Genomic DNA, 20,594 nt, shown 5'->3' with positions numbered 1-20,594 from the left:
TCGGGCCTAAGGCGAGGCGGAGACGCGTAGCCGATGGACAACAGGTTGAGATTCCTGTACTGCAATGGATCAGAACTGTGGGGACACGGGAGGTAAAGGAAAGCCGGGAAAGGAAAGCCCGGTGAAAGCCGAGGAGGCGTATGCGAGGCAAAACCCGCATGCAAGCCAGAGCGGTGAGAGGAGCGAAACAAAAGTAGCGAAGTTCCGGAGCCTGCCGTCAAGAAAAGCCGCTATAGTGTCCATTGTACCCGTACCGTAAACCGACACAGGTAGATGAGGAGAGAATCCTAAGGCCGGCGGGAGAAGCATTGTCAAGGAACTCGGCAAAATGACCCCGTAACTTCGGGAGAAGGGGTGCCACAGCAATGTGGCCGCAGAGAATAGGCTAAGCAACTGTTTAGCAAAAACACAGGTCTATGCAAAACCGAAAGGTGAAGTATATGGGCTGACGCCTGCCCGGTGCTGGAAGGTTAAGGGGAGATGTCAGGAAACGAAGCATCGAACTTAAGCCCCAGTAAACGGCGGCCGTAACTATAACGGTCCTAAGGTAGCGAAATTCCTTGTCGGGTAAGTTCCGACCCGCACGAAAGGCGTAATGATTTGGGCGCTGTCTCGACAATGCACCCGGTGAAATTGAAGTGCCAGTGAAGATGCTGGCTACCCGCGCCAGGACGGAAAGACCCCATGGAGCTTTACTCTAGTTTGGCACTGGGATCTGGCATTGCACGTACAGGATAGGTGGGAGGCTGAGAAATGATGACGCCAGTTGTCATGGAGCCGGCGTTGGGATACCACCCCTGCATTGCTAGGTTTCTAACCAGCCGCCGTGATCCGGCGGTGGGACAATGCCAGGCGGGGAGTTTGACTGGGGCGGTCGCCTCCGAAAGGGTATCGGAGGCGCTCAAAGGTTCACTCAGAATGGACGGAAACCATTCGCAGAGCGCAAAGGCAGAAGTGAGCTTGACTGTGACACCGACGGGTGGAACAGGTACGAAAGTAGGACTTAGTGATCCGGTGGCATAAAGTGGGATTGCCATCGCTCAACGGATAAAAGCTACCCTGGGGATAACAGGCTTATCACTCCCAAGAGTTCACATCGACGGAGTGGTTTGGCACCTCGATGTCGGCTCATCGCATCCTGGGGCTGGAGTAGGTCCCAAGGGTTGGGCTGTTCGCCCATTAAAGCGGTACGCGAGCTGGGTTCAGAACGTCGTGAGACAGTTCGGTCCCTATCCGGCGCGGGCGCAGGATATCTGAGAGGAGCCGTCCTTAGTACGAGAGGACCGGGACGGACTGACCTCTGGTGTACCGGCTGGCATGCCAATGCCACGGCCGGGTAGCCAAGTCGGGCAGGGATAAACGCTGAAGGCATCTAAGCGTGAAGCCCCCTCAAGATGGGATATCCCACTGAGTAATCAGGTAAGACCCCTTGAAGACGACAAGGTTGATAGGCTGGAGATGTAAGTACAGCAATGTATTCAGTTGACCAGTACTAATAGGTCGAGGGCTTAACCGAAGAAAGAAACGGATAGAAAGAGAGTGCCTGAGGAGTTATCCGAAGGTAAGGGATGTAAAAGATAATTTAATGTGCAGTTTTGAAGGGTCAAAACCTTTCAGTAAGTAGTGCGTGGCATTGCAGCGCATATTCCTCGATAGCTCAATGGTAGAGCGCACGGCTGTTAACCGTGATGTTGTAGGTTCGAGCCCTACTCGGGGAGCTTAATTATTTGAGATTTGTGTTGCATAATTTCCTAAATTATGTATATAATGTAATATAACATGGTGACATAGCCAAGTGGTAAGGCGTGGGACTGCAACTCCCTGATCGGCGGTTCAAATCCGTCTGTCACCTTAAGAACTCACAAGATACAGCTTGTGAGTTTTTTGTTATATAATAAAAATAAAATCCGGAAGCTGCTAGATTGTAGCCAGCTTCCGGATTGCGTTATCTTTTATGAGAAGCTCATAATGCTCTGCAAAGAAATTACTGCTTGCATAACCGGGATGTTCACGCCTGCCGAATTCCGTAAGTATATTGCAGACTTTGTTAAAGTCTGTAGGAGAACATTTTGTACGCTCTATAAACAGATAATATCTTCCTGAGGAAGGATCCTTATAGAGAGTGCTTCTGTCATCGTATATTCCGGCAATTATTCCTGCGGCTTCACATATGGTATCAAGTGAATCAAATGAAAATATCCTGTTAAGCTGCACAGGCTGCCCCGGATTGTCTCTATGGGAAAATCCGGCAGAACTGTCTGCAGGACCGGAGCCTGTCTGAAAATGGCTGACTGTACCTGTAATGTCATTCTTAGAATCCGAGGTGCCTTTAAGCGACTGGTTAAACGGTACAAAAGACGAAGAGCCTTCTGCATCTGAATCTACCGGTACAACATTCTTGTTAAGATACTCTCTTACTTTGTTAAAAAGACTTATCACGTCATCAGCACCATTATTGTCATCAGCATTGTCAGGGACACTATAATCCGCATAGTCATCCGACATGTCATCACTCATGTCACCGATATCTTCAATGTCATCACCAAAATCATCCGGGTCATATTCCTCATCAGGCGTAAATCGTGAAAAACGTGTATCAAGCTCCTCAGGATCGTCAACCTTAGTTATTACAAGAACGATGCATTCAGAAGAAACAGGAATTGCCTCAATCATAAGTGGCATGTTCTCGGCATCAAAACCAAATTCGTAAGATGCCTGGCGCATCATATCACGAAAAAGTTCTTTTGCTTTCTCTGTACCATATGCAAGTTCACTAAGCTTAAGGTGCCTGTCAGCAAGGTCGGCTTTGTCAAGAATGCATCTGATCTGTTTTTCACTTAGTTTTTCTATCTTCATTACTGCATCACTTCCATTCTGATTATACTTATTAATATCCGTCACAAAACCACATATTTTTATGTGCATTTGTGTAAATATAGTATACCATTAAAGACTGATATGTAAAGGAATTATACTAAAATTTAATTATTTCCATATGACAGATTTGAGAATAAAATTTATAAAAATATATTTCAAATACTCACATTATGGGTATATAGTAAACAATGGTTGATATTAATAATTATATGATGTAAAATGTAAGCACAGATGGTGACTGGGGCATCATATAAGAGGGGGGATTAATATGTAAGAGAGGGATAAGTATCAGTGGTGTAACCGCTTGACATTACAAAGCATCTTTTTTGGTGGGGATAGTACATTACACATCATCAGTAATCTATATTTTCTAAGACATTCTATCTATGATATGGTATCACAGACCAGTTCATATTTTATTACACATATTCTTTTACTTGAACTTAGAATGTTGCAATAACCAGTAAGTATCTTTAGAATTTCCAGAATTATAACAATATACCAGAATGAGTAACCCAGGCTGTCTTATGCAAAAAGTGGGGACAATATGTAAATTACCTGAATATACAGCTGCAAGCTGCTGCATACGTGTATGAATTAACAGGAGAATAATAAAGACAGAGGAGGACATGGCAGAGAGCTGTTATGTTAGAAAATACAAATTGTTCTGACTTAAGCAGAATAAAATAAAAATGAGGAAAAGGAATGGGCAATTTCCGGGATGAAGTTCAATGTCTGCTTAACAGCAGTATTAGAGTGACCTTTCAGGGGAAAAGTATATTCAATGCAGGGGAGGTGAACGAAAAAACAATAGATGATAATGAATCATGCATGAGAGATTTTGTGGTTAATGATTATGGAGTCCTTGTGCAGGTTAATTATGATATTATAAGAGACGAATAATGTTATATGATAAGGCTCCGTAAGAACCCCTTTATGCGGATGCTGTATAAAGCTCCTGTCCGGTGTCAGATGGTATTGTAAGCCCGGAAGGAGCTTTTACTTGTATACATGGCATATTAGTGATAAAATTGATTTTGTTTTAAGATTAAACTGAAGAATGGGGATTATCATATATGGCAAGGCAAAAGATGAGAAAAAAAAGCGGAGCGGGAATAGTCCTGGCAGTTGTTGTAATTGCAGCTGTCGCGGTCGTGGCAGGACTGATTATATACAGGAAGGCTCCTACATCGGCAAAGATGCCGCTTAGCGCATACTTTGGAACAACAGGTGAAGATTCTTCTGTGATTATTATGCTTAACGGTCAGAAGGCAGACTGTGCCGGAATTGTTAAGGATGGCAGGGTATATCTTCCGCAGAATTTTGTACAGGATGAGCTGAACAAAAGACTTTATCTTGATGATGCATCGGGTAATATACTTTATGCCGATGGTAATTGCGTGATTACAATAAAGCCCGGAGAGAATATCAATTATGACGATGAGGGCGGACAGCATTCTTTTGATGTACCCGTAATGATTCGGGAGAATGATACAAGATATCTTAGCATTGACTACGTTAAGTCATGTTCAGATATGGATTATAATTTTTATGATTCACCTGCAAGAGTGGTTATTGAAAATGATGATTATACCAATACATATGCAACAGCCAAAAAGAAAATAAAGGTAAGGTACCGCGGAGGGGTCAAGAGCAAGATTCTTGAAGAACTTGATAAGGGTACAGAGCTTGTATACAGGAAGGCAGTTGATGAATGGGCAGAGGTGCAGACACCGTCAGGCGTAGTAGGCTATGTACCTGCCAAAGACCTTGATGATGGCACAACAAAGACAAGACAGAGTAATTATACGCATGAGATTTCTTCTATTAAGAAGGAACACAAGATATCACTTGTGTGGTTTCAGATTGGTGGAAAAGCCGGGAATTCCAATATAGACAATCTTATTGCCAATACATCGGGAATCAATACAATCTCCCCTACATGGTATGCTGTAACATCAGAGGATGGAAGTCTTTCGGATTATTCATCAGCGGATTTTGTGAAAGCCATGCATGCAAGAGGAATAGAGGTATGGCCGCTTGTAAGTGATTTTGAGAACAGTGTGAACAGCAAGAAGCTGTTATCGTCTGAACAGGCAAGACACAATATGATTGACAAGCTGACAGGTGATGCGGCAAGATATGGATATGACGGAATAAATATTGATTTTGAGCGGGTGACAAAAGACAGTGGTGACGATTATCTGCAATTTATAAGAGAACTTTCGGTAGAGTGCAGAAGAAAAAATATTGTTCTTTCAATAGACAATTACAAAGCAGAAGCATATAATTCACATTACGATATGGAAGAGCAGGGCATATATGCGGATTATGTAATACTTATGGGATATGATGAACATTATGCAGGCTCAGAGAGCGGTTCTGTAGCGTCCATAGGATTCGTGGAGGACGGAATAAAAAAGGCACTTAAGTCTGTGCCTGCAGATAAGCTTGTTAACGCAGTGCCATTTTATACAAGAATATGGACAATTAAGGACGGAACCACAACAAGCCGTGCCGTAGGTATGCAGACGGCGATAGATGACCTGAGTAAAAATGGGGCTCCGGCTATATGGGATGATACAGTATGCCAGTATTTCGGTTCATATGAGAAAAATGGTGAGACAGTAAAGATATGGGTAGAAGAAGACCGCTCAATAGAAGAAAAGCTTAAGGTTATGGATAATTACGGACTTGCGGGTGTAGGCGCCTGGAAGCTTGGACTTGAGAAGAATTCCGTATGGAGTGTCATAAGCAGATATACTGCCGGGTAATCATAGTGATAAACCGGTGTAATATTAGGTATGTGCTGATAATATAATATATGTGAGTAAATGTTCCGGAACAGCATATGAAGCACATTAATTTTGAACGTCTTAAGAAGGTCAATCTCAATATCAGAACGGCGATGGCGGTATTGCTTATTGCCGCGGTATATATTACGGCAGTAAGAATCCTGCCGCTTGCGTCATCTACAGACAAAAAGAGAGTTGTGGTGCTTGATGCCGGACACGGAGGCAGTGATTCGGGTAAGATTTCGGTTACGGGAAGCCTTGAGAAGAATCTCAATCTTTCAATTACATTAGAGCTTAAGACAATTCTTGAAGATGCCGGATATGAAGTAATCCTTACAAGGAAGGATGAAGACGGGCTGTATACTGAAAAGGACAGGAATAGAAAGATTGCTGACATGAAAGAGCGGTGCAGGATAATTAATGAAAGCAGTGCGGATGTTGTTGTCAGTATTCATCTTAACAGCTTTACTGACCCTAAGGTGAATGGCGCACAGGTATTCTATTACAAGCATTCTCAGGATGGGAAAAAGCTTGCACAATGTATACAGGAGTCTTTCAGAGACAATCTGAACCCTGATAATAAGAGAATTGAGAAGTCGAACGATTCATATTACATGCTTCTTAATACGAAGCTTCCGACAGTCATTGCGGAATGCGGCTTTTTGTCAAACGGTGAGGAAGCTGCACTGATTGATACGCAGGAATACCGTCATAATATTGCGCAGGCGGTATTTGAAGGAATTGAAAATTATTATAAAAAGGATAGTGAATAGATACAGATGGACACAATTATTGAACAGATAACAGGCAATGAGAGTGAAGATGCACTTATATATGAGAAAGCATCAAAGATATTAAGAAGCGGAGGACTTGTTGCTTTTCCGACGGAGACGGTATACGGACTTGGCGGAGATGCACTTAACAAAGACGCATCAAGAAAAATATATGCAGCCAAGGGAAGACCATCAGATAATCCGCTTATAGTGCATATAGCAGACAGGAACGATTTGTATAAGCTTGCAGAAGAAGTACCTGAAACTGCATTGAAGCTTGCTGATGCATTCATGCCCGGACCAATAACTATAATACTTAAGAAGAAGGAATGTGTGCCGGGAGAAACAACAGGCGGTCTTGATACAGTTGCTATCAGAATGCCAAGGCATCCTGTGGCAGCAAGGATGATCAGGGAATCGGGAGTGTATGTCGCGGCACCGAGTGCCAATACCTCAGGACGTCCGAGTCCCACAAAGGCAAAGTATGTCATAGAAGACCTTAACGGAAAGGTTGATATGATAATAGCTGATGATACAGTTGATATAGGCATAGAATCAACCATAGTAGATCTTAGTGAGGAAGTACCTACAGTGCTGAGGCCGGGCTATATTACACTTGAGATGTTAAGAAAGGTACTCGGCAGGGTTGAGATAGACAAGGCAGTGGAAGCCGGCAATATACTGGCATCCGACATTGCACCAAAGGCTCCGGGAATGAAGTACAGACATTACGCACCTAAGGCAGAACTTACAATAGTAAGCGGCAATGAAGACTCTGTGGCACAAAAAATTAATGAACTTGTGTCAAAAAGACTTGAAGATGGCGCAAAAGTGGGTATAATGACTACAGACGAGAATATTTACAGATACACAAAAGGGGAAGTAAGAAGTCTGGGTCTCAGGGCTGATGAGGCAACTGTAGCAAAGAACCTGTTTGCTGTTCTCAGGGAGTTTGACGATATAGGAGCCGAATATATCTATTCGGAGGCATTTGCCAACTCCAATGTCGGACAGGCAGTCATGAACAGACTTATTAAAGCAGCCGGGCATAGTATAATAGAAGTATAAGGGACGGATAAGAGGCAATACAGTGAAAAAATACAATAAAGTTATTTTTGTATGTAATGGTAATACCTGCAGAAGTCCTATGGCAGCGACTATATTTTCAAGTGTTAAGAATGATGACAAACTGCTTGTGGCATCAAGGGGGATGGTCGTTCTGTTTGATGAACCGTACAATCCCAAGGCAGTTGCGGTATGCGCCGCACATGATATGATTATGCCTAATAATCCGGCTACACAGATATCAGCGGATGATTTTGGCAACGATACGCTTGTTCTTACTATGTCTGATGCGCAGAAGAACAAGATATATGCAGAATTTGACAATGCAATAAATGTATATACTCTTGCCGAGTACGCGGGCAGACCTGAGGATTATGAGGTAATGGACCCATGCGGCAAAGGCATAGATGAATACAAAAAATGTTTTGACGGGCTGTACGAACTCGTTACCGGGGCAGCAGCGAAGATGAACTAGACTAAGACTGGAGGAAGATAAAAGATGATAGCAATAGGATGTGATCACGGTGGATTTGAATTGAAGAATGAGGTGATTGAGCACCTTAAGAGCAGAGGAATTGAGTGCGTGGATGTTGGATGCCACAGCAGGGAATCATGTGATTATCCTGAATTTGCAAAAGCAGTATGTGCGCAGATAACAGACGGCCAATGCCAGCTTGGAATTCTCATATGCGGAACAGGCATAGGAATGTCAATTGCAGCCAACAAAGTCAGGGGTATAAGGGCAGCACTCTGCGGTGACTGCTTCAGCGCACAGGCAACAAAGGAACATAACAATGCCAATGTACTCTGCCTCGGAGCAAGAGTTACAGGCCCGGGACTTGCCCTTAAGATTGTAGATACTTTCCTTGATACTCCATTTTCCAATGATGAGAGGCACGTGAGAAGAATATCCAAGATCGAGGACTAGATTCAAAATCAAAGACTTTTACACAGAAGTGAGGATTAGTCGATGAGTGATAAGAGAAAAGATTATATATCATGGGATGAGTATTTTATGGGAGTGGCAATGCTTTCAGGCATGCGCTCCAAGGATCCCAATACACAGGTCGGCGCATGTATAGTCAGCAAGGATAACAAGATTCTTTCGATGGGATATAACGGACTGCCGAGAGGATGCTCCGATGATGAATTCCCGTGGTGCCGTGAAGGTGACCCTCTGGATAATAAGTATATATATACAGCACACAGTGAACTTAATGCAATACTTAATTACAGAGGTGGAAGCCTTGAGAATGCTAAGATTTATGTAACACTGTTTCCATGCAATGAGTGTGCCAAAGCTATTATTCAGGCCGGAATTACCACAGTAGTATATGACGATGACAAGTATGCCACATCAGCATCGGTTATTGCATCAAAGAGAATGTTTGATGCTGCAGGAGTGCGCTACTACAGGTATCAGAGGACGGGAAGAAAGATAGAGATTACTCTATGAATAATAAAAAGACAAAGACCGCTGCATAACATTATATGTAGCGGTCTATTATATCTGTATAGATGCTGATTGAGCCGTCATAGACTATCTTGAGTAATGCATCAAGCCGGCGGAGGGCTAGGGAAAGAAGCTCATGTGATATGATTGAGCTGTCATATGCATCAGCAAGCTCATCAATATCGACGACACGAACCATTCCGTTATTCTCAATTATTACGTCCGCCAGAAGATCGGTGAATATATATGAATCGTCACCGGTGCTGTGTATGGTATCGATTATGTCACAATATATATAAGCGAGTGAATTATCTTCTTTGAAAAAGCGGCTTACTTTATAGCCTTTGTCGATGACATAACATGAAATCCCCCATGAAAAAGCGGATTTGGGACGAAATGTATTCCAGCGTGTTACGATAATGTTATCACTGCGGTAAAGTATGGTGTCATTATCAAGCCTTATACATTCGTCGGGAATAAGTCTCTTACGAAATAATGCTGCCATATTATTCTCCGTTCCTGCATATATGCTGCACATTACAGATGTCATTTTTGTAAATTCAAGCACAGTTTTTAATGTGTATATTTTAAAATATTATAGCAATATTTTTTTAATAATTCAATCTTCAAAATGTGCTATATTACCATATTTAAGATAAAAAGTTTACATTATATTCATTGGACAAATTAAGACTATAATGGTAAAATTATAGGTGCGTTAAGCAGGAGGATATACACGATGGGAGCACACAATGATATGTCAGGATATCGCAATATCGTATTAATAACGCAGCTTAGCCTGTATGTCATGGTTCCTGTTTTCCTGTGTCTGGGACTGGGAATATGGCTTGATGCCAGATTTGGATGGTCGACAACACTGCCGCTTCTTATAGTCGGAATTGTTGCCGGTGCAAGAACCGGGTATGTTGAAGCAAAGAGAATAATCGATGCTGAAGATGCCCGCCGGAAGAAGAGACAGCAGGAAGAGATTGAAAGCAAGGTAAAGAGACATGATGGAGAGGCTTAGATCGCTGAATCCGGTGCTTCCGGATATGCTTCTATTACAGACACTGTTTCTGGCAGTGGGAGAGATACTCATATTTGTTATCGGTATTAATGTAACGTCAATAGCTGCCGGATATGCAGGAGGAATCATTTACTCAATGATTTCAATGTATCACATGGCTTCTGTTATTGACAAAGCGGTGTATTATGAACATAAGGGAGCCGTAGCGAGAACGCTTGGAGGTTTCTTCATAAGAGTGCTGGTTCTCTTTATTATGGAGATTGTGCTGTATTATGCAGGCGGTGTTATGGCAATGTTTGCATCTATAGCAGCTATGTTTACAACGAAAGTATCGGCGTATATACAGCCCGTTACTAATAAATTTTTACACAAAATAAAGAGAAAAGGAGGGAAACAGGGTGATCAATCCAATGATGAATGCAGTGGCACTTGATGCTGATTTCATGATTAAGTATCTGTGTGAAGTTCCGATTACTGACAAGATTAAGGTTCATATGACAACAACACATGTTGCAATGTGGATTGTGATGATTTTTATTATGGTGCTTGCAGTAGTTGCAAGAGTCATAATTAACAAGGCAGATGCATCGGATACTCCGGGAGCTTATCAGAATGTAGTTGAGATGGCAATTGATATGCTTGGTAACATGGTTAATGCAAGCATGGGACCTCAGGCAAAGAGATTCGTCAACTATATAACAGCCATATTCATTTTCATCATTATAAGCAATGTCAGCGGTCTGTTAGGACTGCGCCCGCCAACAGCAGATTATGGTGTTACGCTGCCGCTTGGTCTTATCACGTTTGGAATGATACATTACTGCGGTATCAAGAAGAACAAAGTCAAGCATTTTACAGCGCTGTTCGAGCCATTTGCACTGCTGTTCCCGATTAACCTTATAGGCGAATTTGCCGTACCATTGTCGTTATCGCTTCGTCTTTTCGGTAACATTATGTCCGGTACCGTGCTTATGGGATTGATATATGGTTTGTTGCCGGTCTTTGTAAAGATTGGTATTCCGGCGGCATTGCACGTCTACTTCGATGCGTTCTCAGGATGCATTCAGGCGTATGTATTCAGCATGCTTACAATGGTATATGTCAATGATAAGATTGCTGATTAGTTAACACATTTACAGGTTAACAACAATATTTTTATTAAACGGAGGATTTTTATATGAATCAGGTTACAGGACAGGAGTTTATTTACGGTATGTCAGCAGTTGGCGCAGGCATTGCAATGATCGCAGGTATCGGACCTGGTATTGGACAGGGTATCGCAGCCGGTTATGCAGCTTCTGCAGTAGGTCACAATCCCGGTGCTAAGTCAGATATCACTTCAACTATGCTTCTTGGACAGGCCGTTGCCGAGACAACAGGTCTTTACGGATTTGCGGTAGCTATTATTCTTATGTTCGTTAAGCCTTTTAAGTAAGATGCATAAGACGATACAGCGTTAATTAAAGGAGGCAGAATATTGGGAATCATGAGTAGTGCTGTCGGTATGTACATGCAGACCGCGGTTGTGGCTGCTGCACAGACAGCTGAAGAGACAGAAAGATTATTCGGCCTTGATTATCAGACACTGTTTGATACTGCATTCACTATGGTGAATGTATTAATACTGTATGTTTTCCTGAAGTATGTTCTTTTCATTCCGGTAAGAAAACTGCTCGAAGAGCGTAAGAAGAGACTGGATGACCAGAATGCCAGGGCGGCTGCCGATACGGCTGAAGCGCAGAAGCTTAAGGCTGAATATGAGCAGAGAATCCTTGAAGCCGGCAGGGAAGCAGATAATATTCTCGGGGAATCACGCCGTGAGATGATTAAGAAAGAGCAGGAAGTACTTGATGATGCCAAGACAAGGGCAGCGGATATTATGTCTGCTGCAAGAAGCGAGGCTTCTAAAGACTTTGAAGCAGCACAGTCATCAGTTCGTGATGAGGTTAAGGACATTGCTTCGGCAATGGCAGCAAGAGTAACCAATCAGAAAGTTGACAGGCCTGTGGATGATGCACTTCTTAATGAAGCATTGAAGGAGGCAGGAGGCAGAGTATGATAGAAGCTATATCAGCAGTATTTAATGTTAATGCCTTAATCACTGCCATCAATGTATTTATTCTCTTTTTTGTCGCAGGATATTTTGGAAGCGGAATGGCTAAGGGCTTTCTTGAAAAGAGACGTCAGGCCGTTACGGATGCAAGACAGGCAGCTGCGGATTCTGTAGAATCAGCGCAGAAGCTTAAGGCTGAATATGAGGCAAAGCTTGCATCAGCAGATTCTGAGACAAAGCGCATAATTGATGAGGCAAAAGCAACGGCAAGACACAGAGAGGAACTTAAAGATGCATCAGCGAAGGCTGAGGCAGACAGAATCCTTGAACGTGCAAAGGTTGAAGCTGAACTCGAGAAGAAGCGCGTTAATGATGAGATCAAACAGGAGATTATTGACTATGCTTCAGTTGCAGCCAGAAAGCTTATTGCTGACAACATTGATGCACAGTACAGTGATGAGGTAATCAGAGAATCTTTGGATGGAATAGGTGAGGGTGTATGGCAAAACTAGTATCTAAGACTTATGGCGAAGCATTATTTGATGCGGCTGTCGAAGATGGTTGTGTAGATAAACTTCTTGAAGATGCAGTATTTGTCAGGGAAGCTTTCAGGGACAATGAAGACCTTGGAAAACTGCTCAACAATCCGAAGATAGCCAGAGAAGAGAAGGCAAAGGTCGTATCCGGAATATTCAAAGATAATGTGTCTGATGATATGCAGGGGCTTTTGCAGCTCATGGTAGTAAAGCAGAGACATAATGACATAACCGGAGCACTTGAGTACTTTACTGACAGAGTCAGGGAGTACAAGAATATAGGCAGGGCGTATGTAACAACTGCACAGCCGTTATCGGAAGAGCAGAAGAAAGCTGTTACGGATAAGCTCCTTGCCACAACAAAATATGTTGAATTCGAGATGAATTACAACGTTGACAAGTCAATAATAGGCGGGATAATAATAAGAATTGGCGACCGCGTATTTGACAGCAGTATAAAGAGCCAGTTAGACAATCTTACAAAGCAGCTTAAGAAGATTCAGCTTGGAGATTAGGATTGTACTTTATCAGAAAGAAGGTGCACGGACTTCATGAAATTGAGACCGGAAGAAATCAGCTCTGTTATAAAAGAGCAGATTAAAAGATATTCCACAGAGCTTGAAGTGTCTGACGTAGGTACGGTTATTCAGGTTGCTGACGGTATTGCACGTATCCATGGACTGGATAATGCAATGCAGGGCGAGCTTCTTGAATTCCCTGGTGAAGTTTATGGCATGGTCATGAACCTTGAGGAGGATAATGTAGGTGCGGTACTGCTTGGCGGTGCTGACAGCATTAACGAAGGTGATACGGTTAAGACAACGGGACGAGTAGTTGAGGTGCCTGTAGGTGACGCAATGATCGGACGAGTTGTCAATGCCCTTGGACAGCCTATAGACGGTAAGGGACCTATCGAGACAGACAAATACCGCCAGATAGAAAGAGTTGCATCTGGTGTTATTACAAGAAAATCAGTAGATACTCCGCTTCAGACAGGTATCAAGGCTATCGATGCGATGGTACCAATCGGAAGAGGACAAAGAGAGCTTATTATCGGTGACAGACAGACCGGTAAGACAGCTATTGCCATTGATACAATTATCAATCAGAAGGGACAGGACGTTCTTTGTATCTATGTTGCCATAGGACAGAAAGCATCAACTGTTGCCAACATTGTTAAGACACTTGAGGATTATGGCGCTATGGCTTATACAACAGTTGTAGCATCTACAGCAAGTGAGATGGCACCGCTTCAGTATATTGCACCATATGCAGGATGTGCAATTGGTGAGGAATGGATGGAACAGGGCAAGGATGTACTTGTTGTGTATGATGACTTAAGCAAGCATGCTACGGCATATCGTACACTTTCATTGCTCCTTAAGAGACCACCAGGACGTGAGGCTTATCCGGGTGATGTATTCTATCTGCATTCAAGACTTCTTGAGAGAGCAGCAAGAATGTCGGATGAGTACGGCGGAGGCTCACTTACAGCACTTCCGATTATTGAGACTCAGGCAGGTGATGTATCGGCATACATTCCTACTAATGTTATTTCAATCACTGACGGACAGATTTACCTTGAGACAGAGATGTTCAACGCAGGTTTCAGACCGGCTGTTAATGCAGGTCTTTCTGTATCACGAGTTGGTGGTTCAGCACAGATTAAGGCCATGAAGAAGATTGCAGCGCCAATCCGAGTTGACCTTGCACAGTACAGAGAGCTTGCTTCATTTGCACAGTTTGGTTCAGAGCTTGATGCGGATACTTCTGAGAAGCTTGCACAGGGTGCGAGAATCAAGGAGATGTTAAAGCAGCCTCAGTACAGCCCAATGCCTGTTGAATATCAGGTAATTATCATCTACGCAGTTACAAAGAAGTATGTTCTTGATGTAGATGTTGACAGAATAGGTGAGTTCCAGGATGGCCTGTTTGAATTCATTAATACAAAGTATCCTGAGATTCCTGAGAATATCAGGAAGGAAAAGGTAATCTCTGACAGTACAGAGGAAGTTCTGGTTAAGGCAATCGAAGAGTTCAAGAAAGCATGGAGGTGATAAGCTATGGCTTCCATGAGAGATATAAAGAGGCGTAGAGAGAGTATTCAGAGCACAAGCCAGATAACAAAGGCTATGAAACTTGTTTCTACTGTTAAGCTTCAAAAAGCGAAGACTTCAGCAGAAAACTCAAGACCTTTCAGTGACATGATGTATGAGACTGTATGCGGAATGCTTGCACGTTCAACTAACATCATTCACAGATATCTTCAGCCGTCACCGTCTGCAAAGAAGGGAATCCTTGTAATATCCTCTAACAGAGGACTTGCCGGAGGTTATAATGCCAACGTGGCAAAGCTTGTTACTGAAGGCGGATTTGACAAGGATGATGTCCTTATATACAGCATGGGACGCAAGGCTAGAGAAATACTTGAGCGCAAGGGATATGCGATGGCAGACGAGGATTATTCGGATGTTATCAATGCACCGCTTTATAATGATGCAATGAATATCTGCAAGAGAATGCTTCAGGATTTTGAAGCGGGAAATATCGGCGAGATATATATAGCATATACCGGATTCAAGAATACGGTCGTTCACGAGCCTAAGCTTCTTAAGCTCCTTCCTGTGTCGGCAGACATGATGCAGCAGGATGGCGATAAGGCTGGCAATGTTATTCCTATGAATTATGAGATTGAAGAGGACAGAGCCCTTGATCTCATAATTCCTAAGTACGTTACAAGTCTTATATACGGAGCAATTAAGGAAGCTGTCGCAAGTGAGAACGGTGCAAGAATGCAGGCGATGGACAGTGCAACGAGTAACGCTGAGGAGATGATATCAGATCTTGAGCTTAAGTTCAACAGAGCACGTCAGGCAGCTATTACGCAGGAGCTTACGGAGATTATTGCGGGAGCAAATGCAATTTCTTAAACAATAATTATAATAAAGGAGTGGGAAAATGGCAGCAAACAGTATGGGTAAGATTACTCAGATCATTGGTGCGGTTATCGACATCAGATTTACTGATGGTAATCTGCCTCCTATTAACTCAGCCATAAACATCACAAGAAAGAACGGCGAAAAGCTTGTTGTCGAAGTATCACAGCAGCTTGGAGACGACACTGTAAGATGTATTGCCATGGGACCTACTGACGGACTTGTCAGAGGTATGGAAGCAGAATCAACAGGCAGACCAATAACTGTTCCTGTAGGCGAGAATACCCTTGGAAGAATGTTCAACGTTCTGGGTGAGCCTATTGATAATAAGCCGGAACCACAGACAGATACTTACCTGCCTATTCACAGACAGGCACCTTCTTTTGAAGAACAGTCAACACAGGCTGAGGTTCTTGAGACAGGTATTAAGGTAATCGATCTTCTCTGCCCTTACCAGAAGGGTGGTAAGATTGGTCTGTTCGGAGGTGCCGGAGTTGGTAAGACGGTACTTATACAGGAGCTTATCAGAAATATAGCAACAGAGCACGGCGGATACTCAGTATTCACAGGTGTTGGTGAGAGAACAAGAGAGGGTAACGATCTCTACGGTGAGATGAAGGAATCAGGAGTTCTCAGCAAGACTACCATGGTGTTCGGTCAGATGAACGAACCACCTGGAGCAAGAATGAGAGTAGGCCTTACAGGACTTACAATGGCAGAGTATTTCAGAGATCAGGGTGGAAAGGATGTGCTTCTTTTCATCGATAATATCTTCAGATTTACTCAGGCCGGTTCAGAGGTTTCAGCGCTTCTCGGACGTATGCCTTCAGCCGTTGGTTACCAGCCTACACTTCAGACAGAGATGGGTGCACTTCAGGAGCGAATCACATCTACAAAGAATGGTTCAATAACTTCTGTCCAGGCAGTATATGTGCCTGCTGATGACCTTACTGACCCGGCACCTGCAACAACATTCGCACATCTTGATGCAACAACTGTTCTTTCACGTTCAATTGTTGAGCTTGGTATATATCCGGCAGTAGACCCACTTGAGTCTACATCAAGAATGCTTGATCCTAAGGTAGTGGGTGAGGAGCATTACAAGGTTGCACGTCAGGTACAGGAGATTCTCCAGAAGTACAAGGAGCTTCAGGATATCATTGCAATCCTTGGTATGGATGAGCTTTCAGAAGATGATAAGCTTACTGTAGCAAGAGCAAGAAAGATTCAGAGATTCCTTTCACAGCCATTCTTCGTAGCAGGACAGTTCACGGGACTTGAAGGCAAGTATGTACCTATCAGCGAGACAATCCGTGGATTTAAGGAGATTATCGAAGGTAAGTATGATGACATACCTGAGAGTTATTTCCTTAACAAGGGCACAATTGACGATGTAGCAGCTAGTTATAGAGGTTAGTCCTATGGCAGATGAGAAGACATTCAGATTGAAGATAATCTCACCGGACAGAGTGTTCTATGAGGGCGACATTACCATGCTTGAACTTGCAACAAGCGAGGGAGAGATGGGTATATATGCGGAGCATATGCCGCTTACGGCAGTTCTCATGCCTGATACGATAAAGATACATGTCAATGGTGAGATAAAGAAGGCAGCACTTCACTCAGGCTTTGTAGAGATACTTGGTGACAGAGTTACAGTGCTGGCAGAAGTGGTCGAATGGCCGGAAGAGATAGATGTTAATCGTGCTAACGAAGCGCGTATCCGTGCCGAGAGACGGCTTGCAAGCCATGATGATAACATTAATGTTATGAGAGCTGAGCTTGCACTGAAGCGTTCACTTGCAAGGCTTGGAGCAGTCGACTGATAAACAGCTGACTGATAGTGAATAAACTCCTTTTGATTGGTTATAATCATAAAAACCAATCAAAAGGAGTTTTTTTATGAAAGGAAGATATATATTCGGCAGAGCAGCTATTGCAGCTGCGGTACTTTTATGGATAATCAATGCGTTAATGTGGTATACGGGAAGTGATAATGTTGTTGAGGCATTTACATCCAATGCAGAGCAGTATGGTAATGCAAGAATTATAGCGCAGGGAAAATATGGTACGGTATATCTTAATGATAATGCCAAAGCAATTATACTTGAGGATATGGCAGATAAAATCGGAGCGGTCAGATACACAATAGAGACAAAAAGAGGACAGGATGAACAGACTACAACTCTTTATCAGGAGGGAACTAACGGCAGTGTGGAATGCATCATACAGACGATAGAGAGTAAGGCGGCTGATCAGTCGATAAAGGCAGAACAGTATTTTACAGTGATAGTGGATTTGTATGATTGTGCACAGGCAGCACCCGGATATGCAGATATTGTGGATGATATATTTGCAAAATACGGAATAGAGCCGGAGATGTCACTCAGTTACTATGGACGTAAGAATGAAAAATAGGTTGTAGTTTTTATCCGATGATATTACAATAGAATAGTGATATCAGGTCTGTAATTGATAAACAGATCCGTGCGTAAGCAAAACAACGCAGTGATGGAGATTTGGATAAATGGAACGCATATTTACCGATTTAAAATATAAGGCACTAGCCATTCTTTTTGTGGCAGTAATGATAATAAGTTTTGTGATGCTGGACAGTGAGGCGGCATCGCCTGTAACGACTACGATGAAGTCGGCAACGCTGCCGGTTATAATGATGAAGACATCGTCAGGGACATTATATAATGAACTTCATGGATATACATCAGATGTTGACATACATCTCATGAATGATACAATAACACCCTTGCAGGATAACAGGCACCTTAATGTGATAGTTAATACTTATGGTGAGAACATTGAGAGTCTGTCATATAAGATAAGAAAACTTGGCGATATGTCACTTATAGAAGATACCCGGGTTACTGATTATACAAGCGACGGAGATTATCTTGATGCTGTGTTCAAAGTAAAGAATCTTATTGATAATGATACCGAATACCTCATGCAGGTGATAATTAAGACGGATAAGCATAATGAGATAAGCTACTACACGAAGATATTCTGCAGCCAGGATATTAAGATGCAGGAAAAACTTGATTTTATACTTAATTTTAATTCATGGACATTTAATCAGAATGAGCTCGATAAGATAAGCCAGTATATAGAGACAAAGTCAACGGGAGACAATACCAATTACGGAAAGGTCAATATCAATTCAAGCAAAGCGCAGATTGGATGGGGAGATCTCAATCCTGTTGTTGAGGGGAATATAATTCCTTCGATAAAAAGCATGACCGCAGAGCTTGCGTCTGTAAGTCTCCGCTATACTATGGCAGCACAGTCGGAGCAGGGAAATTATGACAGCTATAATGTAGATGAGTATTACAGAATCCGCCAGTCCGGCGATAAGATGTATCTTCTCAATTATGAGAGGGAGGCTAATCAGATATTCGACAGCAGGAATGACCTGATGGGCAGTTCAAGAATCAACCTCGGTATATCAAGTACTCAGTCGGAGAGAGTTGTCAATTCTTCAAACTCCAGATTTACATGCTTTGTAAGGCAGTCGGATCTGTGGAGCTTTGACAATGGTAGCAGTACATTTACAAGGATATTCTCGTTTGATGATGAGTCATCGGATGGCGTAAGAGAGAGGTATCCTGACCATAATATCAAGGTAATGGAAGCAGATGATGATGGTAATATACATTTCATCGTATACGGATATATGAACAGAGGTGAGCACGAAGGTGAAGTAGGGGTGTCACTGTGCCGCTACGACGCTAAGAAAAATGATGTCAGCGAGCTTATATATATACCGGTTGACGTGCCTTATGATGTATTGTCGGAGAATGTGGGTGAAGTTGCATACATAGGTGCTAATGGGGCATTCTATATATTGCTGGATGATTCACTTTATTCAATAGACCTTACCAGCAAGGAGAAGATGACGGAGATAAGCGGGCTTACCGATGAGACATATGCAGTCTCGGAGAATGGTACCGCAATTGCCTACAGCCTTAACGGACAGATTTACAATACAGATACGATAAGGATATTCGACATGGCATCAGGCACTGATTACCAGATAAAAGCCCGGCAGGGCGACAGGCTAAGGGTAATCGGATATATCAGGAATGATTTTGTATATGGTGAAGCACATGCGGATGACATTGTCAGGTATTCTAACGGTGGCGTTATGTTCCCAATGTACAGGATTGCAATTATGGACAGCGGCAACAATCTGATTAAGGAATATCAGAATGACGGTATATATGTGAGCACTGCGACTGTTCAGGGAATGAGGCTTAACCTTACACGTGTGGTTAAGAACGGAGACGGTGACTACGAGACAACGAGTGTCGACCAGCTTCTCAACCGCGAGGAGAATGTCCAGGATGCAGGAGCGTACGTTGAGGTCGTAGCAACACAGAGCAGAAAGAAAGAGCTTTACATTGACCTTGTCAATAAAGTAAAATCTGCGGCCATGGCATCAATGAAGACTTCTTCTTCGGTGCAGTTTTCATCGGGAGAGATTATAAGAGTTGACACGAAGTTGGCCAATGACAGCAGATATTATGTGTATGGGTACGGAAGGTTCCAGGGAAGCTTTGTAACCCTTGAAAAGGCAATTGCAGCAGCAGACTCAACGTATGGCAATGTTCTTGATATACAGGGGCGTGAAGTATGGAGAAGATATAAGCCGTCGGGCATGAGCCTCGGAGGAATAAATGCTTTCTACAAACAAAGTTCACAGACATTTGCCGGGGGAATTGATATAATGCTGTCTATGGCAGGTCTGTCGTCTGATGCACAGGCGGGCTTTGACAGTGGCAAAAATGCACTTGAGATAATTAATGCCACAGGAGTTACTGCACTTAACCTGCAGGGCGCAAGCCTTGACAACGTCCTTTCGATAGTCGGGACATCACGGTCTGTTGTCGGCAGATATGGCGCAGATTCATATGTTGTGATAAAGGCATATGATTCAAAGAATGTGACATTCTATGATGTCGCTTCAGGACAGGAAGTTACACAGACTATAGGAGAAGCTTCAAAGTTATTTGAACAGTGGGGCAATATATTTGTAAGCTACATCAGATAGCAGTATGAGGTTTT

Annotated in this window: 22 protein-coding genes, 2 tRNA genes and 1 rRNA gene (1 of these 25 only partly in view); 23 read left to right on the top strand and 2 right to left on the bottom strand. The window is 42.9% G+C overall.

The window, feature by feature from the left end; translation table 11 throughout:
• From NQ488_13130 to NQ488_13120, 3 genes are all read left to right on the top strand, one after another.
• Positions 1–1,516, top strand: a 23S ribosomal RNA gene (locus NQ488_13130); it begins 1,365 nt to the left of the window's first position.
• 130 nt (positions 1,517–1,646) lie between these two features.
• Positions 1,647–1,718 (top strand) — tRNA-Asn (locus tag NQ488_13125).
• Between the two features lie 63 nt (positions 1,719–1,781).
• Positions 1,782–1,852, top strand: a tRNA-Cys gene (locus NQ488_13120).
• Positions 1,853–1,917: 65 nt separating this feature from the next.
• Here NQ488_13120 and NQ488_13115 read toward each other — a convergent pair.
• Positions 1,918–2,901 carry an adaptor protein MecA gene (locus NQ488_13115; protein UWN95475.1) on the bottom strand — a complete coding sequence of 328 codons (984 nt, stop codon included), beginning with the start codon at positions 2,899–2,901 and terminating at the stop codon, positions 1,918–1,920.
• A gap of 681 nt (positions 2,902–3,582) precedes the next feature.
• Here NQ488_13115 and NQ488_13110 point away from each other — a divergent pair.
• The 7 genes from NQ488_13110 to NQ488_13080 all read left to right on the top strand — a co-directional run bounded on the left by NQ488_13110 (position 3,583) and on the right by NQ488_13080 (position 8,966).
• Positions 3,583–3,780, top strand: a complete 198-nt coding sequence (locus NQ488_13110; protein ID UWN95474.1) for a hypothetical protein — start codon at positions 3,583–3,585, stop codon at positions 3,778–3,780.
• A 173-nt stretch (positions 3,781–3,953) separates the two neighbouring features.
• Entirely contained in the window at positions 3,954–5,651 is a 1,698-nt protein-coding gene (locus NQ488_13105; GenBank protein ID UWN95473.1) for a glycosyl hydrolase family 18 protein, read from the top strand.
• Between the two features lie 77 nt (positions 5,652–5,728).
• On the top strand, positions 5,729–6,445 hold the full coding sequence (locus NQ488_13100; GenBank protein UWN95472.1) for an N-acetylmuramoyl-L-alanine amidase: 717 nt from the start codon (positions 5,729–5,731) through the stop codon (positions 6,443–6,445).
• Positions 6,446–6,451: 6 nt separating this feature from the next.
• Entirely contained in the window at positions 6,452–7,513 is a 1,062-nt protein-coding gene (locus tag NQ488_13095; GenBank protein ID UWN95471.1) for an L-threonylcarbamoyladenylate synthase, read from the top strand.
• Between the two features lie 79 nt (positions 7,514–7,592).
• Complete coding sequence (locus tag NQ488_13090; protein UWN95470.1) at positions 7,593–7,985, top strand: protein tyrosine phosphatase; 393 nt, start codon at positions 7,593–7,595, stop codon at positions 7,983–7,985.
• Between the two features lie 24 nt (positions 7,986–8,009).
• Positions 8,010–8,438: a ribose 5-phosphate isomerase B gene (gene rpiB / locus NQ488_13085; GenBank protein UWN95469.1), complete on the top strand. Its 429-nt coding sequence runs from the start codon at positions 8,010–8,012 to the stop codon at positions 8,436–8,438.
• 42 nt (positions 8,439–8,480) lie between these two features.
• A complete protein-coding gene (locus NQ488_13080) occupies positions 8,481–8,966 on the top strand; it encodes a dCMP deaminase family protein (GenBank protein UWN95468.1) in 486 nt (161 codons plus the stop codon).
• 31 nt (positions 8,967–8,997) lie between these two features.
• Here NQ488_13080 and NQ488_13075 read toward each other — a convergent pair whose 3' ends face one another.
• Complete coding sequence (locus tag NQ488_13075) at positions 8,998–9,468, bottom strand: DUF402 domain-containing protein (GenBank protein ID UWN95467.1); 471 nt, start codon at positions 9,466–9,468, stop codon at positions 8,998–9,000.
• Between the two features lie 234 nt (positions 9,469–9,702).
• On the opposite strand from NQ488_13075, the gene NQ488_13070 reads away from it, so the two are divergent.
• The 13 genes from NQ488_13070 (at position 9,703) to NQ488_13010 (ending at position 20,580) form a co-directional block, all read left to right on the top strand.
• Positions 9,703–9,990 (top strand): AtpZ/AtpI family protein, encoded by a 288-nt coding sequence (locus NQ488_13070; GenBank protein ID UWN95466.1) that lies wholly within the window; start codon positions 9,703–9,705, stop codon positions 9,988–9,990.
• Positions 9,974–10,423 (top strand): hypothetical protein, encoded by a 450-nt coding sequence (locus NQ488_13065; protein ID UWN95465.1) that lies wholly within the window; start codon positions 9,974–9,976, stop codon positions 10,421–10,423. The genes NQ488_13070 and NQ488_13065 overlap by 17 nt, the downstream gene beginning before the upstream one ends.
• Positions 10,401–11,114: a F0F1 ATP synthase subunit A gene (gene atpB / locus NQ488_13060; protein ID UWN97167.1), complete on the top strand. Its 714-nt coding sequence runs from the start codon at positions 10,401–10,403 to the stop codon at positions 11,112–11,114. The genes NQ488_13065 and atpB overlap by 23 nt, the downstream gene beginning before the upstream one ends.
• Before the next feature lie 53 nt (positions 11,115–11,167).
• Positions 11,168–11,425 carry an ATP synthase F0 subunit C gene (atpE, locus tag NQ488_13055; GenBank protein ID UWN95464.1) on the top strand — a complete coding sequence of 86 codons (258 nt, stop codon included), beginning with the start codon at positions 11,168–11,170 and terminating at the stop codon, positions 11,423–11,425.
• 51 nt (positions 11,426–11,476) lie between these two features.
• Positions 11,477–12,049, top strand: coding sequence for an ATP synthase F0 subunit B (locus tag NQ488_13050; GenBank protein UWN97166.1), 573 nt, complete (start codon positions 11,477–11,479; stop codon positions 12,047–12,049).
• Entirely contained in the window at positions 12,046–12,555 is a 510-nt protein-coding gene (gene atpF / locus NQ488_13045) for a F0F1 ATP synthase subunit B (protein ID UWN95463.1), read from the top strand. Before NQ488_13050 ends, atpF begins: the two co-directional genes overlap by 4 nt.
• Positions 12,543–13,094 (top strand): ATP synthase F1 subunit delta, encoded by a 552-nt coding sequence (atpH, locus tag NQ488_13040; protein ID UWN95462.1) that lies wholly within the window; start codon positions 12,543–12,545, stop codon positions 13,092–13,094. The genes atpF and atpH overlap by 13 nt, the downstream gene beginning before the upstream one ends.
• A gap of 36 nt (positions 13,095–13,130) precedes the next feature.
• Positions 13,131–14,636: a F0F1 ATP synthase subunit alpha gene (gene atpA, locus NQ488_13035; protein UWN95461.1), complete on the top strand. Its 1,506-nt coding sequence runs from the start codon at positions 13,131–13,133 to the stop codon at positions 14,634–14,636.
• Positions 14,637–14,642: 6 nt separating this feature from the next.
• Positions 14,643–15,509 carry an ATP synthase F1 subunit gamma gene (gene atpG / locus NQ488_13030; GenBank protein ID UWN95460.1) on the top strand — a complete coding sequence of 289 codons (867 nt, stop codon included), beginning with the start codon at positions 14,643–14,645 and terminating at the stop codon, positions 15,507–15,509.
• Between the two features lie 28 nt (positions 15,510–15,537).
• The gene (gene atpD / locus NQ488_13025; GenBank protein UWN95459.1) at positions 15,538–16,932 is read left to right on the top strand and encodes a F0F1 ATP synthase subunit beta; all 1,395 of its coding nucleotides are present in this window, start codon (positions 15,538–15,540) and stop codon (positions 16,930–16,932) included.
• Between the two features lie 4 nt (positions 16,933–16,936).
• Positions 16,937–17,341: an ATP synthase F1 subunit epsilon gene (gene atpC / locus NQ488_13020; protein ID UWN95458.1), complete on the top strand. Its 405-nt coding sequence runs from the start codon at positions 16,937–16,939 to the stop codon at positions 17,339–17,341.
• Positions 17,342–17,417: 76 nt separating this feature from the next.
• Positions 17,418–17,933 (top strand): hypothetical protein, encoded by a 516-nt coding sequence (locus NQ488_13015; GenBank protein UWN95457.1) that lies wholly within the window; start codon positions 17,418–17,420, stop codon positions 17,931–17,933.
• Between the two features lie 109 nt (positions 17,934–18,042).
• Positions 18,043–20,580, top strand: a complete 2,538-nt coding sequence (locus NQ488_13010; GenBank protein ID UWN95456.1) for a hypothetical protein — start codon at positions 18,043–18,045, stop codon at positions 20,578–20,580.
• Positions 20,581–20,594 lie beyond the last annotated feature (14 nt).

This window comes from [Bacteroides] pectinophilus, assembly GCA_025146925.1.
Lineage (GTDB): Bacteria > Bacillota > Clostridia > Lachnospirales > Lachnospiraceae > Bacteroides_F > Bacteroides_F pectinophilus.
This window is presented reverse-complemented; position numbering and strand designations above follow the sequence as displayed.